At 62.6% G+C, this 22446-nt stretch carries 24 protein-coding genes; 10 read left to right on the forward strand and 14 right to left on the reverse strand.

Annotated elements, in window-relative coordinates; genetic code table 11:
• The first annotated feature begins 17 nt into the window (after positions 1-17).
• From OKW38_RS37065 to OKW38_RS37085, 5 genes are all read left to right on the forward strand, one after another.
• Positions 18-446 (forward strand): DUF4123 domain-containing protein, encoded by a 429-nt coding sequence (locus tag OKW38_RS37065; RefSeq protein ID WP_429365359.1) that lies wholly within the window; start codon positions 18-20, stop codon positions 444-446.
• Positions 433-777, forward strand: a complete 345-nt coding sequence (locus OKW38_RS37070) for a hypothetical protein (protein WP_187610258.1) — start codon at positions 433-435, stop codon at positions 775-777. The genes OKW38_RS37065 and OKW38_RS37070 overlap by 14 nt, the downstream gene beginning before the upstream one ends.
• Positions 777-1397, forward strand: coding sequence for a restriction endonuclease fold toxin 5 domain-containing protein (locus OKW38_RS37075; protein ID WP_429365360.1), 621 nt, complete (start codon positions 777-779; stop codon positions 1395-1397). The genes OKW38_RS37070 and OKW38_RS37075 overlap by 1 nt, the downstream gene beginning before the upstream one ends.
• A 7-nt stretch (positions 1398-1404) precedes the next feature.
• The gene (locus tag OKW38_RS37080) at positions 1405-2136 is read left to right on the forward strand and encodes an immunity 52 family protein (protein WP_184069333.1); all 732 of its coding nucleotides are present in this window, start codon (positions 1405-1407) and stop codon (positions 2134-2136) included.
• A gap of 617 nt (positions 2137-2753) precedes the next feature.
• A complete protein-coding gene (locus tag OKW38_RS37085) occupies positions 2754-3323 on the forward strand; it encodes a hypothetical protein (protein WP_429365361.1) in 570 nt (189 codons plus the stop codon).
• Between the two features lie 27 nt (positions 3324-3350).
• Here OKW38_RS37085 and OKW38_RS37090 read toward each other — a convergent pair whose 3' ends face one another.
• The 7 genes from OKW38_RS37090 to OKW38_RS37120 form a co-directional block, all read right to left on the reverse strand.
• Complete coding sequence (locus tag OKW38_RS37090) at positions 3351-4007, reverse strand: amino acid ABC transporter permease (RefSeq protein WP_429365362.1); 657 nt, start codon at positions 4005-4007, stop codon at positions 3351-3353.
• Positions 4008-4009: 2 nt separating this feature from the next.
• Positions 4010-4783: an amino acid ABC transporter permease gene (locus OKW38_RS37095; protein ID WP_429365363.1), complete on the reverse strand. Its 774-nt coding sequence runs from the start codon at positions 4781-4783 to the stop codon at positions 4010-4012.
• Positions 4784-4845: 62 nt separating this feature from the next.
• Positions 4846-5667 (reverse strand): transporter substrate-binding domain-containing protein, encoded by an 822-nt coding sequence (locus OKW38_RS37100; protein ID WP_090805986.1) that lies wholly within the window; start codon positions 5665-5667, stop codon positions 4846-4848.
• A 62-nt stretch (positions 5668-5729) separates the two neighbouring features.
• Positions 5730-6824 carry an ABC transporter ATP-binding protein gene (locus OKW38_RS37105; RefSeq protein ID WP_429365364.1) on the reverse strand — a complete coding sequence of 365 codons (1095 nt, stop codon included), beginning with the start codon at positions 6822-6824 and terminating at the stop codon, positions 5730-5732.
• A 25-nt stretch (positions 6825-6849) separates the two neighbouring features.
• Complete coding sequence (locus OKW38_RS37110) at positions 6850-7752, reverse strand: ABC transporter permease (RefSeq protein ID WP_429365365.1); 903 nt, start codon at positions 7750-7752, stop codon at positions 6850-6852.
• Positions 7749-8732, reverse strand: coding sequence for an ABC transporter permease (locus OKW38_RS37115; RefSeq protein ID WP_429334611.1), 984 nt, complete (start codon positions 8730-8732; stop codon positions 7749-7751). Before OKW38_RS37115 ends, OKW38_RS37110 begins: the two co-directional genes overlap by 4 nt.
• A 5-nt stretch (positions 8733-8737) precedes the next feature.
• Complete coding sequence (locus OKW38_RS37120; protein WP_429365366.1) at positions 8738-9832, reverse strand: ABC transporter substrate-binding protein; 1095 nt, start codon at positions 9830-9832, stop codon at positions 8738-8740.
• Positions 9833-10324: 492 nt separating this feature from the next.
• Here OKW38_RS37120 and OKW38_RS37125 point away from each other — a divergent pair, with 492 nt between their 5' ends.
• Positions 10325-11218 (forward strand): LysR substrate-binding domain-containing protein, encoded by an 894-nt coding sequence (locus OKW38_RS37125; protein ID WP_018420889.1) that lies wholly within the window; start codon positions 10325-10327, stop codon positions 11216-11218.
• A gap of 35 nt (positions 11219-11253) precedes the next feature.
• Here OKW38_RS37125 and OKW38_RS37130 read toward each other — a convergent pair whose 3' ends face one another.
• Positions 11254-12336, reverse strand: coding sequence for a calcium:proton antiporter (locus tag OKW38_RS37130; protein WP_184069344.1), 1083 nt, complete (start codon positions 12334-12336; stop codon positions 11254-11256).
• A gap of 317 nt (positions 12337-12653) precedes the next feature.
• A complete protein-coding gene (locus OKW38_RS37135; RefSeq protein WP_429365367.1) occupies positions 12654-13013 on the reverse strand; it encodes a BON domain-containing protein in 360 nt (119 codons plus the stop codon).
• A 370-nt stretch (positions 13014-13383) separates the two neighbouring features.
• Between OKW38_RS37135 and OKW38_RS37140 the strand changes: the two genes are divergently transcribed.
• Together OKW38_RS37140 and OKW38_RS37145 are read left to right on the forward strand one after the other, a co-directional pair.
• On the forward strand, positions 13384-14013 hold the full coding sequence (locus OKW38_RS37140; protein ID WP_184067218.1) for a DNA-3-methyladenine glycosylase: 630 nt from the start codon (positions 13384-13386) through the stop codon (positions 14011-14013).
• A gap of 303 nt (positions 14014-14316) precedes the next feature.
• Positions 14317-14658, forward strand: a complete 342-nt coding sequence (locus tag OKW38_RS37145) for a DUF4148 domain-containing protein (protein WP_429365368.1) — start codon at positions 14317-14319, stop codon at positions 14656-14658.
• 267 nt (positions 14659-14925) lie between these two features.
• Here OKW38_RS37145 and OKW38_RS37150 read toward each other — a convergent pair whose 3' ends face one another.
• Positions 14926-15369, reverse strand: a complete 444-nt coding sequence (locus OKW38_RS37150) for a CBS domain-containing protein (protein WP_090805971.1) — start codon at positions 15367-15369, stop codon at positions 14926-14928.
• Between the two features lie 338 nt (positions 15370-15707).
• Here OKW38_RS37150 and ribA point away from each other — a divergent pair, with 338 nt between their 5' ends.
• A complete protein-coding gene (gene ribA, locus OKW38_RS37155; protein ID WP_090805969.1) occupies positions 15708-16358 on the forward strand; it encodes a GTP cyclohydrolase II in 651 nt (216 codons plus the stop codon).
• 1105 nt (positions 16359-17463) lie between these two features.
• Here the strand turns inward: ribA and OKW38_RS37160 are convergent.
• A complete protein-coding gene (locus OKW38_RS37160) occupies positions 17464-17601 on the reverse strand; it encodes a hypothetical protein (RefSeq protein ID WP_429365369.1) in 138 nt (45 codons plus the stop codon).
• A 242-nt stretch (positions 17602-17843) separates the two neighbouring features.
• Between OKW38_RS37160 and uppS the strand changes: the two genes are divergently transcribed.
• Positions 17844-18584 (forward strand): polyprenyl diphosphate synthase, encoded by a 741-nt coding sequence (gene uppS / locus OKW38_RS37165; protein WP_429365370.1) that lies wholly within the window; start codon positions 17844-17846, stop codon positions 18582-18584.
• A gap of 811 nt (positions 18585-19395) precedes the next feature.
• On the opposite strand, the gene OKW38_RS37170 is transcribed toward uppS, so the two are convergent.
• From OKW38_RS37170 to OKW38_RS37180, 3 genes are all read right to left on the reverse strand, one after another.
• Positions 19396-20388 (reverse strand): sugar-binding protein, encoded by a 993-nt coding sequence (locus tag OKW38_RS37170; protein WP_090805965.1) that lies wholly within the window; start codon positions 20386-20388, stop codon positions 19396-19398.
• A gap of 213 nt (positions 20389-20601) precedes the next feature.
• A complete protein-coding gene (locus OKW38_RS37175; protein WP_090805964.1) occupies positions 20602-21540 on the reverse strand; it encodes an ABC transporter permease in 939 nt (312 codons plus the stop codon).
• Positions 21541-21653: 113 nt separating this feature from the next.
• A complete protein-coding gene (locus OKW38_RS37180) occupies positions 21654-22394 on the reverse strand; it encodes an ATP-binding cassette domain-containing protein (RefSeq protein ID WP_090805962.1) in 741 nt (246 codons plus the stop codon).
• Positions 22395-22446: the final 52 nt, after the last annotated feature.

A 22446-nucleotide genomic window follows, 5' to 3' on the forward strand; every position in this document is an offset into this window, starting at 1 on the left:
GCCACGTGCTGGCGCTAGTGGATGGCATCCAGTACCAGCAGCATACCGGCCAGCAACTCACGCCCGAAAACGATAGGACGGTTTCGCTGTTCGCGGGCACGAACGACATGGCACTCGCACACGCGGGGCCGTGGCTGTTTGATCCGAAGACGACCCCCGACCATCTTGCGAACCTGCGCGAACTCGAACAGGCCCGCCCTGGCGTGATCTGGCTGATCACCTCAGAGAGCCTGGAGAGGCAGGCCGCAAAGCTGCGCCCGCACCTGAATACCCGAATACCGGACGGACGATCCGCTCTGCTGCGCTTCTGGGACCCCAGGGTGTTGCATGCGCTCAATGCGGTATGCCACGGCAAGAGCGAGCGCGATCTTTTCAGGGCTGCCGAAGCTTGGCACTACCTCAACGAAGGACGACGGTTCACCATCAACGACAATGGAATTTACTGAAGGACAATGGGCGCTTCTGAAAGACTACGAAGACCGTAACTATGTGGACTTTATCCGTGGTCATATCGTGCGCGACTATCCCGCGCTGGCCAATGATCCGACCTTGCGCGACCGGCTTAATGCGGCCTTCGCGCAAACAAAGGTACTCCGCTTTACGCGTGACGTGCCGATAGTCGATTTCCTGTATGCGGAAGCAACCACGCCGGGGTTTTACTGGATTCCGGCGGTCATAGCATGGCTGCACAAATCAGGCGTTCCGGCTGAACAGCGATTCGAAATGCTGCTACAGGCGACGGGTAAAAGACAACAGGAAATGAAGGAGAAACGCTGATGGGTATTCCATTCCCGGCGACGCTCGCACGCGCAGCAAACGCAATGGCGCAGGCAATGCCAATACCTGTTCCGGTCCCCACCACCGCACCGTCTGCTGGTCCTGCGGGCAGCAGCGGAACTGGCGCGGGTGCAGACGGCGGATGGGGCGAACTACCGCGTGACCGGAGCCGCGAGCGCGAAAGGCCATGCAAGTGCCCACCAGAGAAGGGCGATGAAGTCACGCGCAGGTACGGTATGAGTCCGAAGTCCCGGCGTTATCAAGCCCGTATCACCGGAAAAGCATATGGGATCGACACTGACGCCAAAGGCCGCGAGACTCGCGGTGGTTGGAATCAGGAGTGGGCGTGGCTTGGAACTGATTTCGATGGCTTTGTGACGGCACAGTGCCTATTGCAAGAGGCAAAGGATGACTACGATCAGTTCCTAGATGAAGACGATGAACCGGTCTTTTGGTTTGCGGGATTCAAAAGTATGGCCGATACCATCGCAGAGCAGGCGAAGAAAGTGAATGCCAACCCTCCATCGAGATTGATGTGGTATTTTGGGACACCTAAAGCAAGGGAATACATAATGCCAACGCTGCTGAAAAACGGCGTCCCTTCTGTCTACCAACCTTGAGATCGCAATGAATCTATTTGCTCAGTATAGGGATACGCCCAATTTACCCAATGCCGACTTCGAATTTCATCTGCGTCGCTTAAGGCCTGTAGTTGATGCACTTGCAAGTCAAGATGCAATGCTTAAGGAGTGGTATATCCAGGGGGGCAGCGCCGAGGAAGCGCTTCGGTATCGCGTTTACGGAGAGAATCGTCAACCTTTGCCTACGGCCATTGATGAGATGACAAAAGAATACAAGGGAAAATCGAGGGATGATCCAAAATCAATTGGGATTTGGAATGGGGCGGCACAGAAAGATGGTGCTTCATTCACGATATCTATCGATGGTGGAGATGGTTTCTCCCAACAATTCGACTTTAATGTCAAAGAAAGATCAAATGAATCATCTCGACTTGGGGGGTATCAAGCCGTCGCGCAGATTGTCACGAAAGTCGTAGAAGTGTATGCGCCGTCCTATGCCATCTTCGGTCCACGCAAGTACTTTGCCAACTCGGTTTTCGATAATCGTCCCGGCGTAAGCTGGATGCTCTACCTACCGCACGCTCTCACAGCCGCCCAAGTGCCCGAAGCGCGCGCCCTTATCCCTGTCATGTGCGATGGCAAGCAGCAAGGCACGATCATCGTCAGCGTGACGGATGAAGTCTTTGACGTGAACAACCGGGAGCACGTCAATTCGGCTAATGATATCGAAATCCGCCTCGCCGACCAAGACCTGTTGCCGCGTTTCGTTGATCTCTGAGTTCGGCTCGCTACCACCGCTTCGGCGGGGCTTTGCCTGCGAAAAGGCCCGGCGAGCGGGCCTTTCGCGGTTACGCGTGATTCCAGAGAGTGGGCCTCAGGGGCGATCCGCCACGATGCCACATGCGCTGTTCCGCTGCGATCTTCTCCAGCAGTTGTGCAACAGCTGTTCGCGCCTGCCGGCCTCATCCGCCTGTTCCATAGCGGCCCGGTATTCATCAGGCGTCGGCTTGACGCCATCACAGCACCGGTTCACCACCACCGTAAGCGCATCCATCGGCGGCCCGGCATACCGGGCACGCAACGATGCCATTGCATCACACGTGAGTTGGGTCAGGTCTTGACAATTAGTAGAAAGTCGCAAAAACAAAAAAAGGGTTACACGCCGATGCGTTGTAACCTTTCAATGATTTCGGTTGGTTGCGGGGGAGGAATTTGGCACAAGGAGACAGATTGTGGGGCATTGCCAGAAAATTGACGAGGAAATCCAATGGAGAAATGCAGCGTGTAAACGCTATCGCGGCCTGTCCAACGGCGTCTACTATAAGAAAATCACGGGGTGCGCGGACGGCCTGAGCGCCGATCCGATTCAATGCAACCCCTTCCGGATACGGTGAAATGAGAATAGCCGCCTTTATCGCGATCCTGTGTATTGGCTACGTCGCCGATTCGCAATCCGCTATCGGTATGGAAGTGGTCACGCGTTGCGGACTCGGAAGCGATCAGAGTCATACGCTCGCATTGCTGCGCGATCATCCCATAGATAGCACGGCGGTTTTCTATCTCAGCAAGAACAGCACCGCGCCGGTACGACTTTATGCGGGGGACGAGGATCAATCGCGGGGCGATGAAATACAGGTGGCATGTATCGGTTCAAAGGAGCGCGTATTCGTGATATCCGGCGAATTCACATCGAACTATCTCCAAGGCGTTGCGATCCGCTACAACACGAAGGCGGGGCGATGGGAGCGCGTCGATTTCGCCGAGCGCGAACGCCCAGCCGCCATTTATCTCGATCCGAAAGGGTTAGTCGTACTGATACCCAATAGCGGGCGGAACGAGTCTCCCGAGCGATACATTATTTACCGATACGACGCTGGTGCCGGACTAGCGAAGCAAGCCTATTCGGATCATCTTCCGCATCCCAGTGTTGTGCCAATTCCGGTCCCCAAAAATCGACCGGAGTGACAACAACAAACACGTTTGTTGATAGGGTCACCGATGCTGTCCCGCCTTCTGCCGCTTTTCGAGCACGCGAGCATACCAGGTCAGCGGAAAACACATCGCGAAGTAGATCATCGCGACCATGCCGTAGATCGGAAACGGCCGGAACGCGGCATTCGTGATCATCGTGCCGGTCTTCGTCAGTTCGGCGAAGCCGATGATCGACGCGAGCGCGGTGCTCTTGACCACCTGCACGAGAAAACCGACGCTCGGCGCGACCGCGATCTTCAGCGCCTGCGGCCACACGATATAGCGCAACTGCTGGCCGAACGTCATGCCGAGGCTCGCACCCGCGGCCCACTGACCGCGCGGCACCGCTTCGACGCAGCCGCGCCAGATGTCGACCAGATACGCGCTCGTATAGAGCGTCAGCGTGACGGTCGCGGCGGCCCACGGCGACACGTCGATGCCGATGAGCGGCAAGCCGAAGAAGGCGAGAAAAAGCTGCATCAAGAGCGGCGTGCCCTGAAACACCTCGACGTACAGCACGACGATGCGGCGCAGCCACGCGATCGGCGACACGCGCATCGCGAGCAGCACGAGCCCGACGATCCCGCCGCCGACGAACGCGATCAGCGACAGCAGCACGGTCCAGCGCGCGGCGAGCAGCAGGTTGCGGGCGATGTCCCACAGCGTGAATTCGACCATGATCAGCGCTCCGTCGGCAGGGTGCGCGCGCCGCGCCACATCAGGCGGCTGCGCCAGTTGCGCGGCAAGCCGTCGTTGCCGCTACTACTACTACTGCTGTTGTTACCTCGTGCCGCGCGGCCCGCGAACAGCCCGCGGCCGAAGCGGTTCAACAGCTGCCGCAACACGATCGACATCAGCAGATACGCAGCCGTGATGATCACGTAGCTCTCGAACGAGCGGAAGTTGCGCGACTGGATGAAGTTCGCCGCATAGGTCAGGTCGGGCACCGAGATCTGCGACACGACGGCCGAGCCGAGCATCACGATCAGCACCTGGCCGAGCAGCGCGGGAAACACGTTGGCGAGCGCCTGCGGCAGCACGACGTAGCGGAACACCTGGCGTCCATGCAGGCCGAGCGCCTGCGCGGCCTGCACCTGGCCGCGCGAAATCGAATCGATGCCGGCGCGCACGATCTCGATCGCGTACGCGCCGAGATTGACGGTCATCGCAAGAATCGCGGCCTCTATCTCGTCGATATGAATGCCGAGGCTCGGCAGGCCGAAAAACACGAAGAACAACTGCACCAGAAACGGCGTGTTGCGGATCAGCTCGACGTAGCTCGCGACCAGCCAGCGCGCCCACTTCGGCCCGGCCGCCGCGATGCTCGCGCCGGCGATCCCCACCATCCCGCCCGCCAGGGTCGACACGGCCGTGAGGCCGAGCGTCACGGCGGCGCCGCGCGCGAGCATCCCCGCATACAGGCCGAAGCCGCTGAAATCGAACGCGTAAGTCATGGCCTCGTGCCCATCGTAGGATCAGATCGCGGCGCGGCCTTCACGGCGCCACGCCACAGGTTTCAAAAATCGGCCGGCAGCGGCGCGCGCAGCCACTTCTGCGAGATCGCGTTCATCGTGCCGTCCTTGCGGGCCTTGGCAATCGTTTCGTCGACCTTCGCCTTCAGGCGCGGCTCGTTCTTGTTCAGACCGACGTGATCGGGCGAGCTGAACAGCGCGAACTTCTGCTCCGGATCGTTCGCCGGATGCCGCGCGAGAATCGTCGCGCCGACGTCGTTGCCGACCACCATCAACTGTACCTGACCAGAAAGAAACGCCGAAATAGCGCCGTTCGGATCGTCGAAACGTTTGATGTTCGCCGACGGCGGCGCGATCTTCGTCACGCTCAGGTCTTCGAGCGTGCCGCGCGCGACCGAGATCGACTTGCCGCCGAGGTCGGCGGCGGTCTTCACCGGCAGCGACTTCGGGCCGAACACCGCGAGGTAGTACGGCGCGTAGGGTTGCGAGAAGTCGATCACTTTTTCGCGCTCGGGCGTCTGGCCGACCGACAGCAACATGTCGGCCTTGTGGTCGGCGAGAAAGGCCATGCGGTTGTCGCCGGTGACCGGCACCAGTTCGACCTTCGCGTTGAGCGCCTTGCCGATCAGATTGGCGACGTCGATGTCGTAGCCGACCGGTTTCATGTCCGGACCGATCGAGCCGAACGGCGGATAGTCCTCGAATACGCCGATGCGCACGGTGCCCGACTTCGCGATGTCGTCGAGCGCGTCGGCATGCGCGGCCGACGGCAGCGCGCACAGCGCGCCGAGCGCGGTCATCGCGAGCGTCGCGGCGAGCGTCGCGAACACGCGGCGGGTCGATTGGAGAGCGGGGCGCTGGTTCATGATCTGTTCCTCTGTCGTAATACGGTAGTTATTCAAGCAAGGCCGTGTGATGGGTTCGGGTATCAGGCGGCGCGCGCGGCGATCAGCTTGCACGCGTGCGGCGGCAGCTCGGCGAGCACCGGCATGCCGAGCGCGAGCCCGGGCGTTTCGCGCGGCGTGGTTGCGGCGGTCAGCGTGAAGCCCACGCAATCGATCGTCGCTTCGAGCGAGGCGCCGACGTCGCGAATGAACGTGACGGTACCGGGCAGCCGGTTCGGGTTCGGTGCTTCCGTGGCCGCCTTCACGCAGATGTCCTCGGGGCGAATCAGCAGGCGGATCGCGTCGCCGGCCGCACCCGGCTGCCGCGCATCGGCGAGCGGCGCGCCCGGGTTCGGCGTCACCGCGATGCGCCGTCCGCCCGGCAGGCTCACGACGCCCGCGCCGTCGTACCGCACCGGCAGAATGTTGCCGAGCCCGATGAAGTCGGCGACGAACTCGCTGACCGGATCGCGGTAGATGTCGAGCGGCTTGCCGACCTGCGCGATGCGGCCTTTCTCCATCACGACGATCTCGTCGGCCATCGTCATCGCTTCGCGCTGGTCGTGCGTGACCATGATCGTCGTGATGCCGAGGCGTTGCTGCAGCAGGCGGATTTCGACCTGCATCGCTTCGCGCAGCTTCGCGTCGAGCGCGGACAGCGGCTCGTCGAGCAGCAGCAGTTGCGGCTCCGAAGCGATCGCGCGAGCGATCGCGACGCGTTGGCGCTGACCGCCCGACAGTTGCGTGACCGGCCGATTCGCCATGTGCGGCAGCTGGATCAGCTCGAGCAGTTCGGCGACGCGGCGCGTTTGCCGTGCTTTCGCGACCTTGCGCAGCTTCAGCGGATACGCGACGTTCTGCGCGACCGTCATATGCGGAAACAGCGCGAGCGACTGGAACACCACGCCGAAGTCGCGCCGGTTGGCCGGCAGTCGCGTGATGTCGCGGCCGGCGAAATGGATGCTGCCCTCGGTCGGCGTTTCGAGGCCTGCGATCATCCGCAGCAGCGTGGTCTTGCCGCAGCCGGACGGGCCGAGAAAGCACACGAGCTTGCCGTCGGGCACGCTCAGGTCGACGTCGTCGACGGCATGCACGGCGCCGAAGCGCCGCGTGACGGCCTGCAAGGTCAGATGGGTCATCGGAAGCTCCAGCAAGGTGGCGGGTTCACAGCGCGACGCCTTCGTCGCCGATCAGCTTTTCGAGCAGCCAGATCAGCGCGAAGTCGATCGCGACGATGACCACCGCGAAACAGAACACGGTCGGATCGAGCGACGACACCGTGCGGCTATAGAGCCACACCGGCAGCGTGATCGTATCGATGCTGTACAGGAAGAACGTCACCGTGAACTCGTTGAACGACACGATGAAGGCGAACAGCATGCCGGCGAGAATGCCGGGGCGCATCAGCGGCAGCACCACGTCGATGAGCGCGCGGCCGGGGCTCGCGCCCATCACGAGCGCGGCTTCCTCGAACTCGGGGCCGATCGACGCGACCGACGCCGCGCAGTTCTTCACCGTGAACGGCAGCGCCAGGATCACATGCGCGATGATCAGACGGCCGACGCCCAGCTCGACCGGCAGCACGTTGAACACCAGCAGCAGCGACAGGCCGAGCATCACGAGCGGATAGACGAGCGGCAGCGCGACCAGTTGCTCGACCATCGGCTTGCCGCGAAAACGGTAGCGCGACAGCGCGTACGCGGCGGGCACGGAGACCAGCGTCGCGATCAGCATCGTCGCTAGCGCGACGACGAGACTCGTGCTCAGCGCGGCGCCCATCGACAGCGTATCGGTCGCGTCCGGTGACACGAAGCTGTGCCACGCCGCGCGGTACCAGTGCAGGCTGTACGCGTGCGGCGGGAATTCGAGCGTGTCGGCCGCGCTGAACGACATCGCGATCATCGTCAGGATCGGCAGCGCGGCGAGAAACAGCACCACGCCGGCGACGAGCGCGGTCGCGCGGCCGAGCTGGCCGGGCATCGTCTGAGGCAGGCGCGGGAAGCGCGGGAAGCGCGGCGAACGAGGTTCGGTGCGCGGCAGGCGCGAGGTCGGCAGCGGCGTGCTCATGCGTGTGGCTCCCCGGTAAGACGTTGGGTGCGGCGCACGAGCCGTTGCGACAGCGCCATCACGGCGAGCGTCGCGATCATCAGCACCACGCCGGAAGCGGAGGCGGCCGGCCAGTTCAAGAGCGGCGCGACCTGATCGTGCACCAGCACCGCGAGCATCGGCACACGCCGGCCGCCGAGCAGCAGCGGCACCGCGAACGCGCTCGCGTTGTACGCGAACACCAGCAGCGCGCCCGACACGAGGCCCGGCATCGCGAGCGGCAGCAGCACGTGACGCAGCGTTTGCCAGCGCGTCGCGCCGAGCGTCGCGGCGGCTTCCTCGTACGAGATCGACACCGCGCGCATCGCGCTGGACAGCGGCAGCACGGCGAGCGGAAACGCGGTCTGGATCAGCCCCAGCAGCACGCCATGCTCGCGATACAGCCACATCACCGGACGCTCGACGAGTCCGCTCGCGAGCAGCGCGTGATTGAGCAGACCCGCCGGGCCGAGGATCACGAGCCAGCCATAGCCTTGCAGCAGCAGATTGACGAGCAGCGGCAGCAGCACACCCGCGAGCAGCAGCCGGCGCGCGAGCCGCGATGTCGTGCGCGCCATCGCGAGCGCGACCGGAATCGCGAGCACGACCGCGCACAGCATGCTCTGGAACGCGAGCCGCAGCGTCAGCCACAACGATTTCAGGAAGTAGCCGTCGAGCAGGTCCGCGTAGTTCTGCAGCGTGAAGCTGCGCCATTCATTGCCGGACGTGCCGAAGCTCATGCGCAGCACGACCAGCGCAGCCGCGCCGAGTATCGCCAGAAACAGCAGGATCGGCGCGAGCAGCAACCACGGCCGGGCTTTCGCGAGCGTCGTTGCGCCGGCAGCGGGGTCGGTCACGGCAGTCTCGACGACTGCGCAAGCGCAAGCAGCGCCGCCGGGCGTCGGGCCCGGCGCCGCTTCGTCCGGCATCATCGCGGCACGCCGCGGGAAGCGCGCGAGCATCGTGGTTACGCCGAGAAGATTTCGGTGTAGCGCTTGATCCATGCCGGCTGCACGGCGGCGAGCGCCTTGTCGTCATGCAGCACGGCTTTCTCGGCGATCTGCTGCGGGCTCGGCACGAACGCGCGGCTCTCGGCCGGAATCATCGCTTTCGAATTGACTGGGCCGTTCAGCACATCGGCGGCCATGCGGCCTTGCACACCGGCGTCGAGCGAGTGATTGATGAACGCGTGGATCAGGTCGGTGTCGCCCGGATGCGCTTTCGGAATCACCGTGAACATCAGTTGCGTCGCGAAGCCTTCCTTCATGCCGTAGGTCACGCCCATCTTGTATTCGGGCTTGCGAATCTGATCCGGGAAAAACGCGGGCGAGTAGATGCCGCCGATGTCGAGCGAGCCCGTGCGGAACAGGTCGGCCACCTGGTTCGGGTTCTCGCCGAGCGTCATCACGCGGTCTTTGAGCTGCGCGAGCTTCTTGAAGCCGGGCTCGATGTTCTGCTGCGAGCCGCCGTTCATCTTCGCGGCGATGATCGCGAGATCGACCGCTTCGGCCCATTCGGGCGGCGGCAGGAAAATGCGGCCGGCGTATTTCGGGTCCCACAGCGCCTCGTACGACGAAGGCGGCGTCTTGACCGTCGCGGTGTTGTAGATGAGGCCGTCGGACCACAGCAGATAGCCGACGCCGAAGCCGTTCGCGCCGGTGCGGTATGGCGGCGCGACTTCTTTCAGGTTCGGCAGGCGGTCGAGGTCGGGCTTCATCAGCAGGCCCGCTTCGGCGAGGCCGGAGGCGCCGACGCCGGCGAGCGTGATCACGTCATAGGTGGGGCGCTCGCCCGCTGCCTTGACTTTGGCGACCATGCCGGAGGTGCCGTCGGCGCGGTCGGCGATCACCTTCGCGCCGGTCTTCGCCGTGAAGGTCGCGGCGATGTTGCGCAGCGCGGCCGTGCCGGTATCGTCCGACCACGTCAGGATGCGCAGCGTCTTGCCGCTGAAGTTGTGCTCCTGCGCGCGCAGATTGAGGAACGGCATCGGCAGCGCGGATGCCGCGAGCGCCGTACCGATCGTCTTGATGGCCTGCCTTCTACCCCGTTTGATCTGCTGCATGGCGGTCTCCTGTGTTGAACGCCCGTTGCCCATGATTCGCCGTGACCGCTGCCGGATATACCGTGCGTGGATGCACTGTAGGTTTGCCAAAATCACGCAACAATCGAAATATGCGCATGGATCGCATGACGTACGCTCATGGCTCGCCGCCGGCGAACGCGGTGGCGAGCGATTGGGCGACGCGCCGGGAAGCTACGGGCGATGGCTTATCCGGGTTAACGTCCATATCTGGCTGAGGAATCCCAGCGCGCGTCGAGGTATGAGGAAAGCTCGGTTCTGGTGCGGTTGCTGAAGGCTTTTTTGCACCGCGCCGGTGCGACATTCCTCGGTACGGGCGTTTTTCACGCATGCCATGAGTCGAACGCATGCGGGTTTGCCTGCGCGCCCACTCGTGCGCGCATAGCCGATCGCGTATGCTGTGGGCTTGACGGGCAGGGCGGCGAGGGGCGCTGCCGCAGCCACGCAATGATTTTTTCTGATCCTGGACATCCGATGCGACGCCTACCGCCGCTCAACGCGCTGCAGATTTTCGAAACCGTCGCGCGCCATCGCAGCTTCACGCGTGCCGCCGACCATCTGTGCCTGACGCAAGGCGCGGTCAGCCGGCAGATCATCGCGCTCGAGGAGTACTACAAGTTTCCGCTGTTCAAGCGGCACGCAAAGGGGCTGACGCTGACCGCCGAGGGCGAAATGCTGCTGCCGGCGGTCAAGGAGAGCTTCGCGCGGATCGAGGAAATGTCGCTGCGCTTGACGAGGCAGCGCACCGATCTCGCGCTGAAGGTGCCGACCTGCGTGATGCGCTTGATGCTGCCGAAGATCATGCGCTTCCAGTCCGACTATCCCGATCTGCACGTGCAGATCACGACCACCTGGCAGCACGACGTCGATTTCCAGAGCGAGCCGTTCGACGCGGCGATCATCTATGGTTCGTCGCCCGGTGCGGACGTGCAGGCGGTGTCGCTGTTCGAGGAGCGTCTGACGCCGGTCTGCACGCCCGAACTGCTGAAGGACAAGCCGCTCGCGCAGGTGGCCGATCTCGGGCGCCACACGCTGCTGCATCCGACGCGCGATCACCGCGACTGGAAGATGTGGCTCGCGAAAGTCGCGGAAGCCGATTCGGCGGGCGCCGCGACGATCGACGCGGAGCTCGGCCCGAGCTTCGATACGCTCGACATGGCGACCAACGCCGCCGCGCAGGGCTTCGGTGTCGCGATCAGCGACCTCGCGCTAATCGACGAGGACGTCGCCGCCCGGCGCCTCGTGCGGCCGTTCGATACCGTGCTGAAGACCGGCTGGCGCTATTACTTCGTGTATCCGGACTCAGTCGCGCAACAGCAGAAGCTGAATCTGTTCCGCGACTGGATCGCCGAGCATTGGGAAGAGTGAGGTTGCCGTCCGCCCGTGCCGGATAAGGCATCGCGTCACGGCGCGAACGACAGAAACAGATAAGCCGCGAACAGCGATAGATGCACGGCGCCTTGCAAAATCGTCGTGCGCCCGGTGCTGAGCGTCAGCGTGGCGACCACCAGCGTGAGCGCGAGCAGCACCATGTCCTTGCCATCGATGCCGAGCACGATGGGCTGACCGATGTACAGGAACACGCCGGCAACGGTGGGAATGGTCAGGCCGATACTCGCCAGTGATGAGCCGAGCGCAAGGTTCAGGCTGGTCTGCAGACGGTCGGCGCGCGCTGCGCGCAGCGCCGCGAGTCCTTCCGGCAACAGCACCAGCGACGCAATCACGATACCGACCACCGCCGGCGGCGCGCCCGCGCTCAGCACCGCTGACTCGACCACCGGCGACAGCACTTTCGCGAGCAGCACGACCGCGACGAGGCTCACGAGCAGCAGCACGCCGCTGATGGCGGCGAGGCGCGCGCCGGGCGGCTCGGCATGGACGTCTTCGTCGGGCACGCCGGCGAGGAAGTAGTCGCGATGGCGCACCGTCTGCACGAACACGAACACGCAGTACAGCACCAGCGACGACACGCCGGCAAACGCGAGCTGCGACGGCGACAGGACAGGCCCGGGGCTGGTGGTCGTGAAATTCGGCATCACGAGCGTCAGTACCGACAGCGACGCGAGCACCGCCAGCGCGGCCGCCGCGCCGCGGCTCTGGAAGTCCTGTTCCAGATGGCGGATGCCGCCCACCAGCAGACACAGCCCGACGAGCCCGTTGCAGACGATCATCACGGCCGCGAATACCGTATCGCGCGCGAGGCCGGCTTTCTCGGGACCGGACGTCAGCATCACCGAGACGATCAGCGCCACCTCGATCACCGTGACGGCGACCGCGAGCACCAGCGTGCCAAACGGCTCGCCGACGCGATGCGCGACCACTTCGGCATGATGCACGGCGGCAAACACGGCCGCGCATAGCGACATGCCGGCCAGTGCGAGCAGCAGCGTGTTGCCCGGCATCGCGTAGGCGGCGCCGAGCACGATCCAGCTAACGATCGGCGCGACGAGAGTCCAACGAGGCAAGACGGTCGCGGACGAAGTCATGCGGCCTTCCTTTCGGTATGTATAAACTTGAAGTAATATCTTAACAAGTGACGTTAAGCTATTAAATTATCGGGAATAACTCGTTACGAGCAGCCGTCGCCACGCGGTCGGGTGGTCATCGCGACGCGCATAGCGCATTAAAAATATCGCGGTTTCCGGGGCGCGGGGAATCGCCGCGTCGGATGGTGCGATGGCCGCACCGTGAGGCAATGGTGTCGAGCGCTGCATCGGAGGGTGAATTGGCGTCGCGGCGGAGCTTTCCGCCGTCGACGCCAGCTTGCTGCTGTTACCGCAACTTCTTCGGCCGTTCGACCGGATTACTGGCCCATCGCGCGGATCGACAGCGCGCTCTTCACCGACGTCACGCCTGCCACGCCTTGAGCGGCGTTCGTCGCGAGTTCGATCTGAGCCTGTTCCGGCACCGAGCCTTCCAGCGTGACGACGCCTTCGCGTGCGCGCACGGTGATGTTGCCGACGGTCAGGCCCTTCGTACGTGCGAGCGTCGCGCGGACCTTCTTCTGCAGCGCGCGATTAGCCGCGCGAGTCTGCTTGGTGGTCGGTGCCGTTGCCGCCGGCGCTGCGGTCGCGGCCGCCTCGCTGCTTTGCGCGTACGCATTGAGGGAAGCGAGAACGACCAGCGCGCCGCCGATCATCTTGATTGCCGAGAATGCTTTCATTCAACCATCTCCTGTTGTCGTAGAACGTCGATCCCCGGATGGGATCGATTTTTTTTACACCAGCGGGTACGGCGGGATTCCATGCCAATGGAACAGGTACAGCAGTCTGCGAACGCTTTCAGCCGACACGCGGTTTCAGCGAGCCGCGAAGCGCGCGCCGAAACATGCAAACGGCCGTGTGACCGGCCGGATGAACACAATACAACAATTGGTGCCATGTTGACTTCCATGGCGCAGAAAATGAGGCTTCGGTACAACGAATTTGTCGAGCGCAACCGGTCGATGACGTGGGAGTGGGGCGACTGCGCGCTTGTCGCGAGGCCGTAGGTTTCAGCACCGATTTCAGCACCGACTCAAGGACACCCAGCGCATGCGAAACGAAGCTCTTCCGATCCGACCGTTGCGCCGCGAGGATCTGCCGATCGATACCGTGGAACTCGCGCGCTTCATGGTCGGCAAATATCTCGTGCACGATCTGCCCGAAGGACGCCTGAGCGGACGCATCGTCGAGACCGAGGCGTATCCGCTCGGCGACTCGACGAGTCATGCGTTCATCGGACGTCGTCCGTACAACGGGTCGATGTTCCTCGCGCGCGGTCATGCTTATGTGCGGCTGACCTACGGCGTGTCTTACATGCTCAACATGTCGTCCGAAGCGGAGGAGGTCGGCGCCGGCATCCTGCTGCGCGCGATCGAACCGCTCGAAGGACTCGCGCTGATGGAAGCGCGCCGTCCCGGCGTGCCGCTGCGCGATCTCGCGCGCGGACCCGGCCGGCTGACGGTGGCGTTCGGCATCGGCCAGGCGCTCGACGGCCGCGATTTGTGTACGGGGCGGGGGCTATGGATCGGCGTGATCGAGACTGGCGACGCGCCGATCGGCGTGACGACGCGCATCGGCCTGTCGCGCGAGATGCACCGTCCGTTGCGATTTTTCGAGCCGGGCAGCGCGTTCGTCAGCGGCCCGCGCAAGCTACTGACGATTCCGCATTCGGGCGCATGACGTCGCAGCTACGCGCGTACATCGATTCAGACGTTTCGGCGTGCGGGGCGGGCGAATTTTTTCTTCGATCAGACGTATTTCGGAAACATCAGACGCAAAGGTGACGATCCGGGCAATTGTTACCCCGAAGATCATGCTAACGGAGGCGGTTCCACGATATTTCCCGAGATCGTTGCGAACCGAGCAATTTTCTATCTCGAAATTAAGGGTTTTCCCTTGGCAGTGCGGTGACTAGACTCAAGTGATTCGCTGGACACCGAGGTGTCGGCGATGCAGATAAAACCACATTGGAGGGAAGTCACCATGAAATCGCTGATCAAGGCAGTTGCCATTGCGGCCCTTGTCGCCGCGCCAGTCGTCTCGTTCGCGCAGTCGAGCCAGCAGCCGGTCACCCGCGCGGAAGTCCGCAGCGAACTGATCCAGCTGGAGCACGCGGGCTACAACCCGTCGACCTCGAGCGACCCGAATTATCCGGCCGACATCCAGGCCGCCGAGCAGCGCGTGCAAGCGCAAAATCCGGCCGTCGCGCAAACCCAGCCGAGCGCTGATACCAGCGGTTACGGCGCGCCGATGAGCGGATCGACCCAGGCGGGCGGCATGACGCAGCCGATGAGCGGCCCGAAGAGCGTCTATTTCGGTAACTAATTTCGGTAACCAAGCAGGCAGCAGAATCTGTGTGCGCGTCGTTTGACGGCGCACACAGCGTTTCATACCCGGTACTGTTTCAAACGAGCGCGCCGCACTCATGCGCCCGAGAGCGTGTTATCCGCGCGCGTTGCGTTCCTCTTTCCGAAGGAACCTCCGCTGCCGCAAGGTAGCTTGGCCCAAGCTCTTAGAGGTTTGGGCTTTTTTTGCGTCTGGTCCCGCGCGGATGATCGATGCGGTGTCGCTCAGCGAAAACCGTGCTGCCTGTCAGAGCCGTTCGCCGTGAATATAGAACTCGAGTTGCTGAATCGTGAACTGCTGTTCCGCGATGATGTCCTTCACGAGGTCGCCAATCGACACCATGCCGACCAGCCTCTCGTTGTCGATGACAGGCAGGTGACGCATGCGCCGCTCGGTCATCAGCGCCATGCACTCTTCAGTCGTCTGGTTCGGACGAACGAAGCGCACCGCCTTGCTCATGATGTCGCGCACCGGCGTCGCCTTCGACGACCGGTCCATCAGCACGATCTTGCGCGCGTAGTCGCGCTCCGTGATGATGCCGGCGATGCTGTCGCCGTCCGTCACCACCAGCGCGCCGATGCTTTTCTCGGCCATCAACCGGATCGCCTCGTAGACGGAATCGTCGGCGCCGATCGTGTAGACGTCGGAGGGGTTCGGTTTCGTTTTAAGAAGCTGTGCAACGCTTGTCATGGAGCGGCTCCGTTTCGCAATGCAGCACGCCGAAGTGGCGCACTGTCGTGAGGGACAGGCGATACCAGTATAGGCGCGACGTGCGCCCGCGGTACACCGGGAATACCTCGGGCGCGCCGGACGATGCCCGCTGGATTGACGCGGTCCGCGCGGGCTTGTTTCGGGTCTCGGGCTCGTGTTTCGCGTGATGGGCGTGTGCCTGGTGCGGCTTGTCGCGGGGCAGCGTCCCGTGCAAGCGAAGGGGCATCCACGTGCTGCATGCGGATTAGCGGTAAACTCGCAGTCCACACCTTATCCCCGGCTCGACCGGGTTCATGCCAGCACCATTGTTCAACGCCATGCTCACGTCTCAGGATCCCTCGCCCGCAGCGGACGGCGCCGTCACCGGCGAATGCGTCGTGCTCGACGCCACCGCCACGCTGCCCACGCGCTACGGCACGTTCACTTCCTATGTGTTTCGCGTGGTCGACAGCGGCGCCGAACATCTCGCGCTCGTGATGGGCGATGTCGCCAACCAGTCGTCGGTGCTGACGCGCCTTCATTCGGAATGTCTGACGGGCGATGTGCTCGGCTCCTATCGCTGCGACTGCGGCGAGCAACTCGATCTCGCGCTGCGCTATATCGCGGCAGAGGGTTGCGGCGTACTGCTGTATCTGCGCGGCCACGAAGGACGCGGCATCGGTCTGTCGAACAAGATCCGCGCGTATGCGCTGCAGGAGCAGGGGCGTGATACCGTCGAAGCCAACCTCGATCTCGGCCTGCCCGACGATTCACGCGAATACGATTCGGCCGCGGGCATCCTGCGCACGCTGAAGGTCACGTCGGTGCGGCTGATGAGTAACAATCCCGAAAAGTTCGACACGCTGTCGAAGCACGGCATTCCGGTGTGCGAGCGTGTCGCGCTCGCGATTCCGATGCGCGAGGAAAACGAGCGGTATATCCGCACGAAGCAGTTGAAGTTCGGGCATTACTTCGACGAGAACGAATAGCCATGTTTTCAGGCTTGTCTCGGTAAGGCCAAAGCCTTCCCAGGATATGCCGCAAGTAACTGAATTTTAAGAAAAATATTAACGCTTCAGGCCCATCGGTTGGTGTGTCGATGCGTGTCTCCGCTTACCCAAACTTGTGATGCTGGCATAGGTTTTTGTGCCGTTATGCAGAAAACCTGCGCCGAGGGAAGAATGCGCTTTGATGCACGTGCCGTGGCCAGGCTGCCGAGCGGCGAGCACATGACGTTTGAGGGATTTCCAGGCCTACGCCTACCAGGCTTCAACGAGCCGCAAGTCATGGACGTATCGCTATAAGTCGCCGATCGACGGTCGCATGCGACAGGTGAAGTTCGTGAGTGGCCGTCGACCTCATTTGCCGCAGCGATCGCTGAGTGGCAAACGAAGCGCGTCGAACGCGATTCCGGTGCCGAACCTTCGACACTGCGGAGAACGGGAATCAGCGGCTGCGCACCCAGGCGATTACACCGTCAGACAGCTGTGCCGCGACTATCTGGAAGGGTATGTAGAAGTAAATCGGAAGACAAAGGGAGCGGTCGAGGTCGCACGTATATTCAAGGCGATGCTGGGGCCTATAGGGATATGCGCGTCACAGCCGTCACACGCGCCCGGGCTTTCGATTTCCTCGAGTCGTACCGGTCGACGCCGGCGCCTTCGCATGGAACTGGGTAGCGCCTGGCATTACGCGCTTGATGCTGGTCGTCTTCCTGAACAACATCAGCAAGAAGTGGATGATGCCGATCCGCGACTGGAAGGCCGCACTGAACCGCTTCGCGATCCAGTTCAAAGAGCGGCTGGTGCCGGGTTAAACCTCAACCCGTTTACACAAAATTCCGGACACCCCCCGCGCTTGCCCGTCACGCATTGGTCCGCCCACGACCTTCGACGCGCAACTCGGACGCTTCTTGCAACGCTGGGATGTCCCAACGATATTGCCGAGGCAGTCCTCGGCCACGTACAGCCCGGAATCATCGGCGTCTACAACCGCCATACTTATCACAGGGAAAGGCGTGAGTGGCTCACGCAGCTGTCGCATCGCCTGGCGGCTCCAGCGCCGCCCAGATCTCGTTGCTTATTTTTCGTCTTGTCATCCTGCCAGGATATGGCGTTTGGGCCCAGCCGCGCTGTCCAGGTTGTAGCTGATCACGTCGGGTGGAAATCGATAGCCAACATAGGAGAGCGGGTTGTCGACGGCGGTATCGTTCTGTTGGGCGGCTGCTTTCATGAACGAAATCCTCGCCGGGCCCCTTAAACCTGCCGATACGTGAACAAAGCCTGGAGAGTATCTCCGTCTTAAGCATCCTTTCAGTTTCGTCTGCATACCATACGATTGTCCATTTCGTCCGGTGGCCCAGCCGATGTCCACGTGATTTGGTGGCGGTCGAGTTGATCACCAGGAAAAGAGTCCAGGGGCACCTTCATGACCTTCGGGGACTTTCGTGTTCCGCCTGACTCGCGGCGGTTCCCATGATCCATAAAAGTTCGACCGTTAGCGTACCGGCCGTGACCGATGTGCCGCGGCACATTGCAATCATTATGGACGGCAATGGCCGCTGGGCGGCGCAGCGCAAGCTGCCCCGAGTGGCCGGTCACGTGAAGGGTGTCGAAGCGGTCCGCGCGATCGTCGAGGGCTGCGCGCGGCGCGGCGTCGAATTCCTGACGCTGTTTGCATTCAGTTCGGAGAACTGGCGCCGGCCGGAGGACGAAGTGTCGTTCCTGATGCGTCTGTTCGGGGCGACGCTACAGCGTGAAACGGCACGGTTGCACAAGAATGGCATCCGCTTGCGCGTCGTTGGTGATCTATCGGCGTTCGATGCGCACCTTCGGGCGCTCGTGAAGCGAGGGGAAATCAGAACCGCCCACAATACACGTATGACGCTGACCATTGCGGCGAATTACGGCGGTCGCTGGGATATCCTTCACGCGATAAGCGAGCTAACCGCACGGAGTGCCGTCGATGGTCACGCCGTGCCGGTCGACGAAGCCAGCTTCGCGCAATATCTGGCGATGGCGTACGCGCCGGAACCCGATCTGCTGATCCGGACCGGAGGTGAGCAGCGCATCAGCAACTTCCTGCTATGGCAGCTCGCGTACACTGAACTCTACTTCACCGACATATTCTGGCCAGATTTTGACGACGCCGCGCTTGATGCCGCACTCGCATCATATCGGGCGCGCGAACGTCGTTTTGGGCGCGCAAATGCATGACAGAGGTGTGAAGTATTCACTCATGCTAGACGCCTACTTTATCGGGAGGAGAGGGGTCACTCAGGCAATCTCCTGCTGTACGAAATGGCCGGTGCCATTCTGTCAGCCGCGTTGCGATCGCGGCGCGCCACTGGCGAATTGCGCAACCGCTACTTTTCCACGCTCGTCGAAGTGCTTGAGGCCGTCGAGGCCTGTTTCCGACACTGGATCAGGTCAAACGAGATTTTGCGAAGATTATGCTGCATTATTCAAGACGCTCTGTTTAGTTATCGCGACCCAGCGACATTTGGCTCAAAAGCTGTGATTTGCAGGAGACGAACTATGGGCTACTGGGCTTATAAGGAGGTTCGGTCCATGCATTTCCTTGGGACTCGGTGCTCGCCGTGCAGGATTCGCTCAGGCGGGCTGGCCTGTGGTTGCTCCAATGCGGAGACGCCGGGTCATTTGACCAACGTCAAAACCCTGCGGTGCAATGAGAGGAACGTGAGAGAAGTCCAGGATGCGAAGCTTATCTGATGCTTAGCGAAGTCATGTTCGGGATGACTGAACAAACCAGAGCGATGCTTCGAGCCGTGGGATTTCTCATGTAATCAGCGTACTCCTGGGCAACTTAAGGCGGAGGTTAACGATGCGCATCAACGGCGAACGTGTCGAAGCGTGCATTGTCGGCGCGCTATTGGTGTTCAATGCCGCGCCCGGCCTCTTTCAGGAAGAGCAGGCAAATGGTGTCGTCGATGCATTGAGGCAGCGCAGAGTCGGCTCGGTGTCGATCCGGCTCGCGCGTTATCGTGATGATGTGGGCCGCCGGCCTTCAATGCTTCAGGCAAGTGTCGGCGTTCTTCCATGTGCAGACGTCGAGTCCGGTGTGAATGACCGGAGGTACCGACTTCCCTTCCGCGAGGTCACGCATGACCATCGCGGCGCGGTAGCCCATTTCCTCGGGCCGCTGGCCGACGAGCACATTCACCTTGTGTTCCTTGAGCGCTTGCAGTTCGGGCCCGAGCGTATCCGCCGAGACGATCACGAACTTGCCGTTCTTGATCTTGTCCATTATCGGCGCGACAACCTGCGAATAGGCCTGCGGCGCAAAGAGAGGCCAGCCGCCCGCTAGCAGAAAGGCGTCGAGACCGGTAGGGTGGGCGGTCAGCGTGTCCTGCATCATCTGGTTCGCCTTGGCGGCGTCGTCGTTCACGTAGAGCGGACAGCCACTGATCTCATGCCAGCCGTTCTCGCCAGCGAGCTTCGTGATCCCTTTCTTCCCGGAGAGCACATCGCGCGCGCCCTGGGCCCGCTGGTTGATGTTCTCCGCTGCCGGATTGCCCATCACCAGGCAGACATTGCCGCCTTTCGGCATCAGCATCTTCAACTGCTCGCCAAGCTTGGCGCCCAGTTCGTAGTTGTCGGTGCCGACATAGGCCTTGCGCAGCGACGCATCCTTCGGCAGCAGATCGGCATCCGCGGTGATGATCGGGACCGATCCGCCGCGGCGGCGCAGCACCTCCGCCACAGCCGGCGCGTTCGCGGGCGAGATCGCCATGCTCGCGACGCCCTTGGTCAGCAGGTCGTCGATGATCTGCACTTGCGCGCTCTCGTCCGCGGCGGTCGCGGGACCGGTGTAGTAGCAGTTGTAGCCTTCCTTGTTGAGTTCCTTGTTCGCCCGTTCGCATCCTTGATGCATGAGGTCGAAGTACGGGTTGTCGAGACCCTTCACCACCAGCGCAAGGGTCTTATCGGCCGCGAAGCCAGAGGACGCCAGCATCGCGAGTCCTCCAGCCGCGGCAAGACACATCCACAGTTTCTTCATTGCTTCCTCCTGTTCGGCGCCGGCTCTACGGTGCCCATGTGGGCCTACACAGTCTTCATAACGATCCAACGTCAGGCCCGAAATCGGAACTCGGCCTTGGAGCGGATCCTCGCGGTCTTGTGAACCCATGCGTGCGGCAGTTCCGCGCTTAATCCGGCCGCACCCCCTTCCCGCGGCACCGGCCGGGAAGCGGCCGGCGCGTCCAACGACATTTCAATCTCCTTGCCGCTCGCCACCGAGCCTGTTAAAGAGCACCGCGACGACGATGAAGCTGCCGACGACCGTGCCCTGCCAGAACGCGTCGACGCCGAGCAGGATCAGGCTGTTGCGGATGACCTCGATGAGCGCCGCGCCGACGATCGTGCCGAAGGCGCTGCCAACCCCGCCGATCAGATTGGTCCCGCCGACCACGGTAGCAGCGATCACACGCAGTTCGTCGCCCGTGCCGAGGCCTGTCGTCACCGCGCCTAGCCAGCCGACTTCGAGAATCGCCGCGACGCCCGCCATGAGGCCGCAGAGCATGTAGACGGAACAAACGATGCGGCGCACCGGTACGCCGGTGAGAGTCGCCGCATGACGGTTGCCGCCGATCGCGAACACATAGCGGCCCCAGCGGGTCCAGCCGAACGCGAACCAGAACAACAGCCCAAGCAGGATCAGGAACCACACCGGATTGGCGACGCCGAGCGTCGCGCCGCCGCCGAGCGCGAGGAGCTTGCTGCCGTCGGGGCCGAAATCGAAAATGGTCCGGCTGCGGGAGATCACGAGTGCGAGGCTGCGGCCGACGCTCAGCATCGCGAGCGTCACGACGAAAGGCTGCATGCCGAGATACGCGATGAGCAAGCCGTTGACGAGGCCGACCAGCCCGGCGGTCAGTAGTCCCATGCCGATACCGGCCCAGATCGGGTAGCCCGCGTTCATGACGACCGAGAGCACGATACCGCTAATGCCGATCGTCGAGCCAACCGAAATGTCGATGCCGCCCGTGACGATCACCGCCATCATTCCCAGCGCCACGATGGCGACGAAGGCGAAGTTTCGCGTAACGTTGAAAAGATTCTCGGAGGTCGCGAAGGTCGAGGTCGCGAAAGACAGGGCGATACAGGCGACGATCGTTGCCAGCACGACCCAGAACACCTGGCTTGCGAGCATTCCCGACCAGCGAGTATGCGTCCTCGCGGACTGTGGATCATCGAGCAATGGCGGGGTTGTAGGGGGCCTTCGCGGCGCGTCGTTCAATGTGGTGGCTCCGATGCGAGGCAGTTTCAGGCAGCGGCGATGGCGCCGGTGATCAGTCCGGTCACTTCTTCCGGGGAGGACTCTTCGGTTTTCTTGTCCGCGACCTTGCGCCCGCGCCGCATGACAACCACCCGCTGGGCAACGGCGAATACGTCAGGCATGCGGTGGCTGATGAGGATGACGGCGATACCGTGTTCGGACAGGCGTCTGATGAGATCCAGCACCTCGACGACCTGGCGCACACTGATCGAGGCGGTCGGCTCGTCCATGAGGACGAGCCTTGCTTCCGAGAGACGTGTGCGGGCGATGGCCACCGCCTGCCGCTGTCCCCCCGACATTTGCCTGACGAGGTCGCGCGGGCGCGTCTCGGACTTCAGTGCCTTGAACAGTTCACCCGCACGCCGATACATGGTCGCGTGATCGAGCACGCGGATAGGCCCGAACCCGACCCGCGGTTCGCGGCCAAGGAAAACGTTGGCGGCTGCCGTCAGGTTGTCGCAGAGCGCGAGATCCTGATAGACGACTTCGATGCCGCGCGCGCGCGCGTCGACCGGCTTGTTGAAATGCACGGGATTTCCATCGATGAGAATTTCGCCGTGCGAAGGTGGAAAGTTGCCGGCGACGACCTTCACCAAAGTCGATTTCCCGGCCCCGTTATCGCCCATGAGCCCCACGACCTGACCTGGCTCCAGACTGAGCGTCACGTCGGTCAGGGCCTGAATGGCGCCGAAATGCCTGGAAACGCCTCTGAGCTCAAGAAGACTCATGGACAGTCGTGCTCGCTGGAGTGGGGGCGTCCATGGCATTGGCCGGACGGCC

This window comes from Paraburkholderia sp. MM5496-R1, assembly GCF_050436205.1.
GTDB classification, from domain to species: domain Bacteria; phylum Pseudomonadota; class Gammaproteobacteria; order Burkholderiales; family Burkholderiaceae; genus Paraburkholderia; species Paraburkholderia tuberum.

Coding starts and splice junctions, on each gene's coding strand:
- ribA (WP_090805969.1), top strand. CDS start 15,708: ATGCTCACGTCTCAGGATCCCTCGCCCGCAGCGGACGGCGCCGTCACC.
- OKW38_RS37070 (WP_187610258.1), top strand. CDS start 433: ATGGAATTTACTGAAGGACAATGGGCGCTTCTGAAAGACTACGAAGAC.
- OKW38_RS37180 (WP_090805962.1), bottom strand. CDS start 22,394: ATGAGTCTTCTTGAGCTCAGAGGCGTTTCCAGGCATTTCGGCGCCATT.
- OKW38_RS37075 (WP_429365360.1), top strand. CDS start 777: ATGGGTATTCCATTCCCGGCGACGCTCGCACGCGCAGCAAACGCAATG.
- OKW38_RS37085 (WP_429365361.1), top strand. CDS start 2,754: ATGAGAATAGCCGCCTTTATCGCGATCCTGTGTATTGGCTACGTCGCC.
- OKW38_RS37110 (WP_429365365.1), bottom strand. CDS start 7,752: ATGAGCACGCCGCTGCCGACCTCGCGCCTGCCGCGCACCGAACCTCGT.
- OKW38_RS37125 (WP_018420889.1), top strand. CDS start 10,325: ATGCGACGCCTACCGCCGCTCAACGCGCTGCAGATTTTCGAAACCGTC.
- OKW38_RS37120 (WP_429365366.1), bottom strand. CDS start 9,832: ATGCAGCAGATCAAACGGGGTAGAAGGCAGGCCATCAAGACGATCGGT.
- OKW38_RS37145 (WP_429365368.1), top strand. CDS start 14,317: ATGAAATCGCTGATCAAGGCAGTTGCCATTGCGGCCCTTGTCGCCGCG.
- OKW38_RS37080 (WP_184069333.1), top strand. CDS start 1,405: ATGAATCTATTTGCTCAGTATAGGGATACGCCCAATTTACCCAATGCC.
- OKW38_RS37175 (WP_090805964.1), bottom strand. CDS start 21,540: ATGCTCGCAAGCCAGGTGTTCTGGGTCGTGCTGGCAACGATCGTCGCC.
- OKW38_RS37130 (WP_184069344.1), bottom strand. CDS start 12,336: ATGACTTCGTCCGCGACCGTCTTGCCTCGTTGGACTCTCGTCGCGCCG.
- OKW38_RS37105 (WP_429365364.1), bottom strand. CDS start 6,824: ATGACCCATCTGACCTTGCAGGCCGTCACGCGGCGCTTCGGCGCCGTG.
- OKW38_RS37170 (WP_090805965.1), bottom strand. CDS start 20,388: ATGAAGAAACTGTGGATGTGTCTTGCCGCGGCTGGAGGACTCGCGATG.
- uppS (WP_429365370.1), top strand. CDS start 17,844: ATGATCCATAAAAGTTCGACCGTTAGCGTACCGGCCGTGACCGATGTG.
- OKW38_RS37140 (WP_184067218.1), top strand. CDS start 13,384: ATGCGAAACGAAGCTCTTCCGATCCGACCGTTGCGCCGCGAGGATCTG.
- OKW38_RS37160 (WP_429365369.1), bottom strand. CDS start 17,601: ATGAAAGCAGCCGCCCAACAGAACGATACCGCCGTCGACAACCCGCTC.
- OKW38_RS37090 (WP_429365362.1), bottom strand. CDS start 4,007: ATGGTCGAATTCACGCTGTGGGACATCGCCCGCAACCTGCTGCTCGCC.
- OKW38_RS37150 (WP_090805971.1), bottom strand. CDS start 15,369: ATGACAAGCGTTGCACAGCTTCTTAAAACGAAACCGAACCCCTCCGAC.
- OKW38_RS37135 (WP_429365367.1), bottom strand. CDS start 13,013: ATGAAAGCATTCTCGGCAATCAAGATGATCGGCGGCGCGCTGGTCGTT.
- OKW38_RS37100 (WP_090805986.1), bottom strand. CDS start 5,667: ATGAACCAGCGCCCCGCTCTCCAATCGACCCGCCGCGTGTTCGCGACG.
- OKW38_RS37095 (WP_429365363.1), bottom strand. CDS start 4,783: ATGACTTACGCGTTCGATTTCAGCGGCTTCGGCCTGTATGCGGGGATG.
- OKW38_RS37115 (WP_429334611.1), bottom strand. CDS start 8,732: ATGCTCGCGCGCTTCCCGCGGCGTGCCGCGATGATGCCGGACGAAGCG.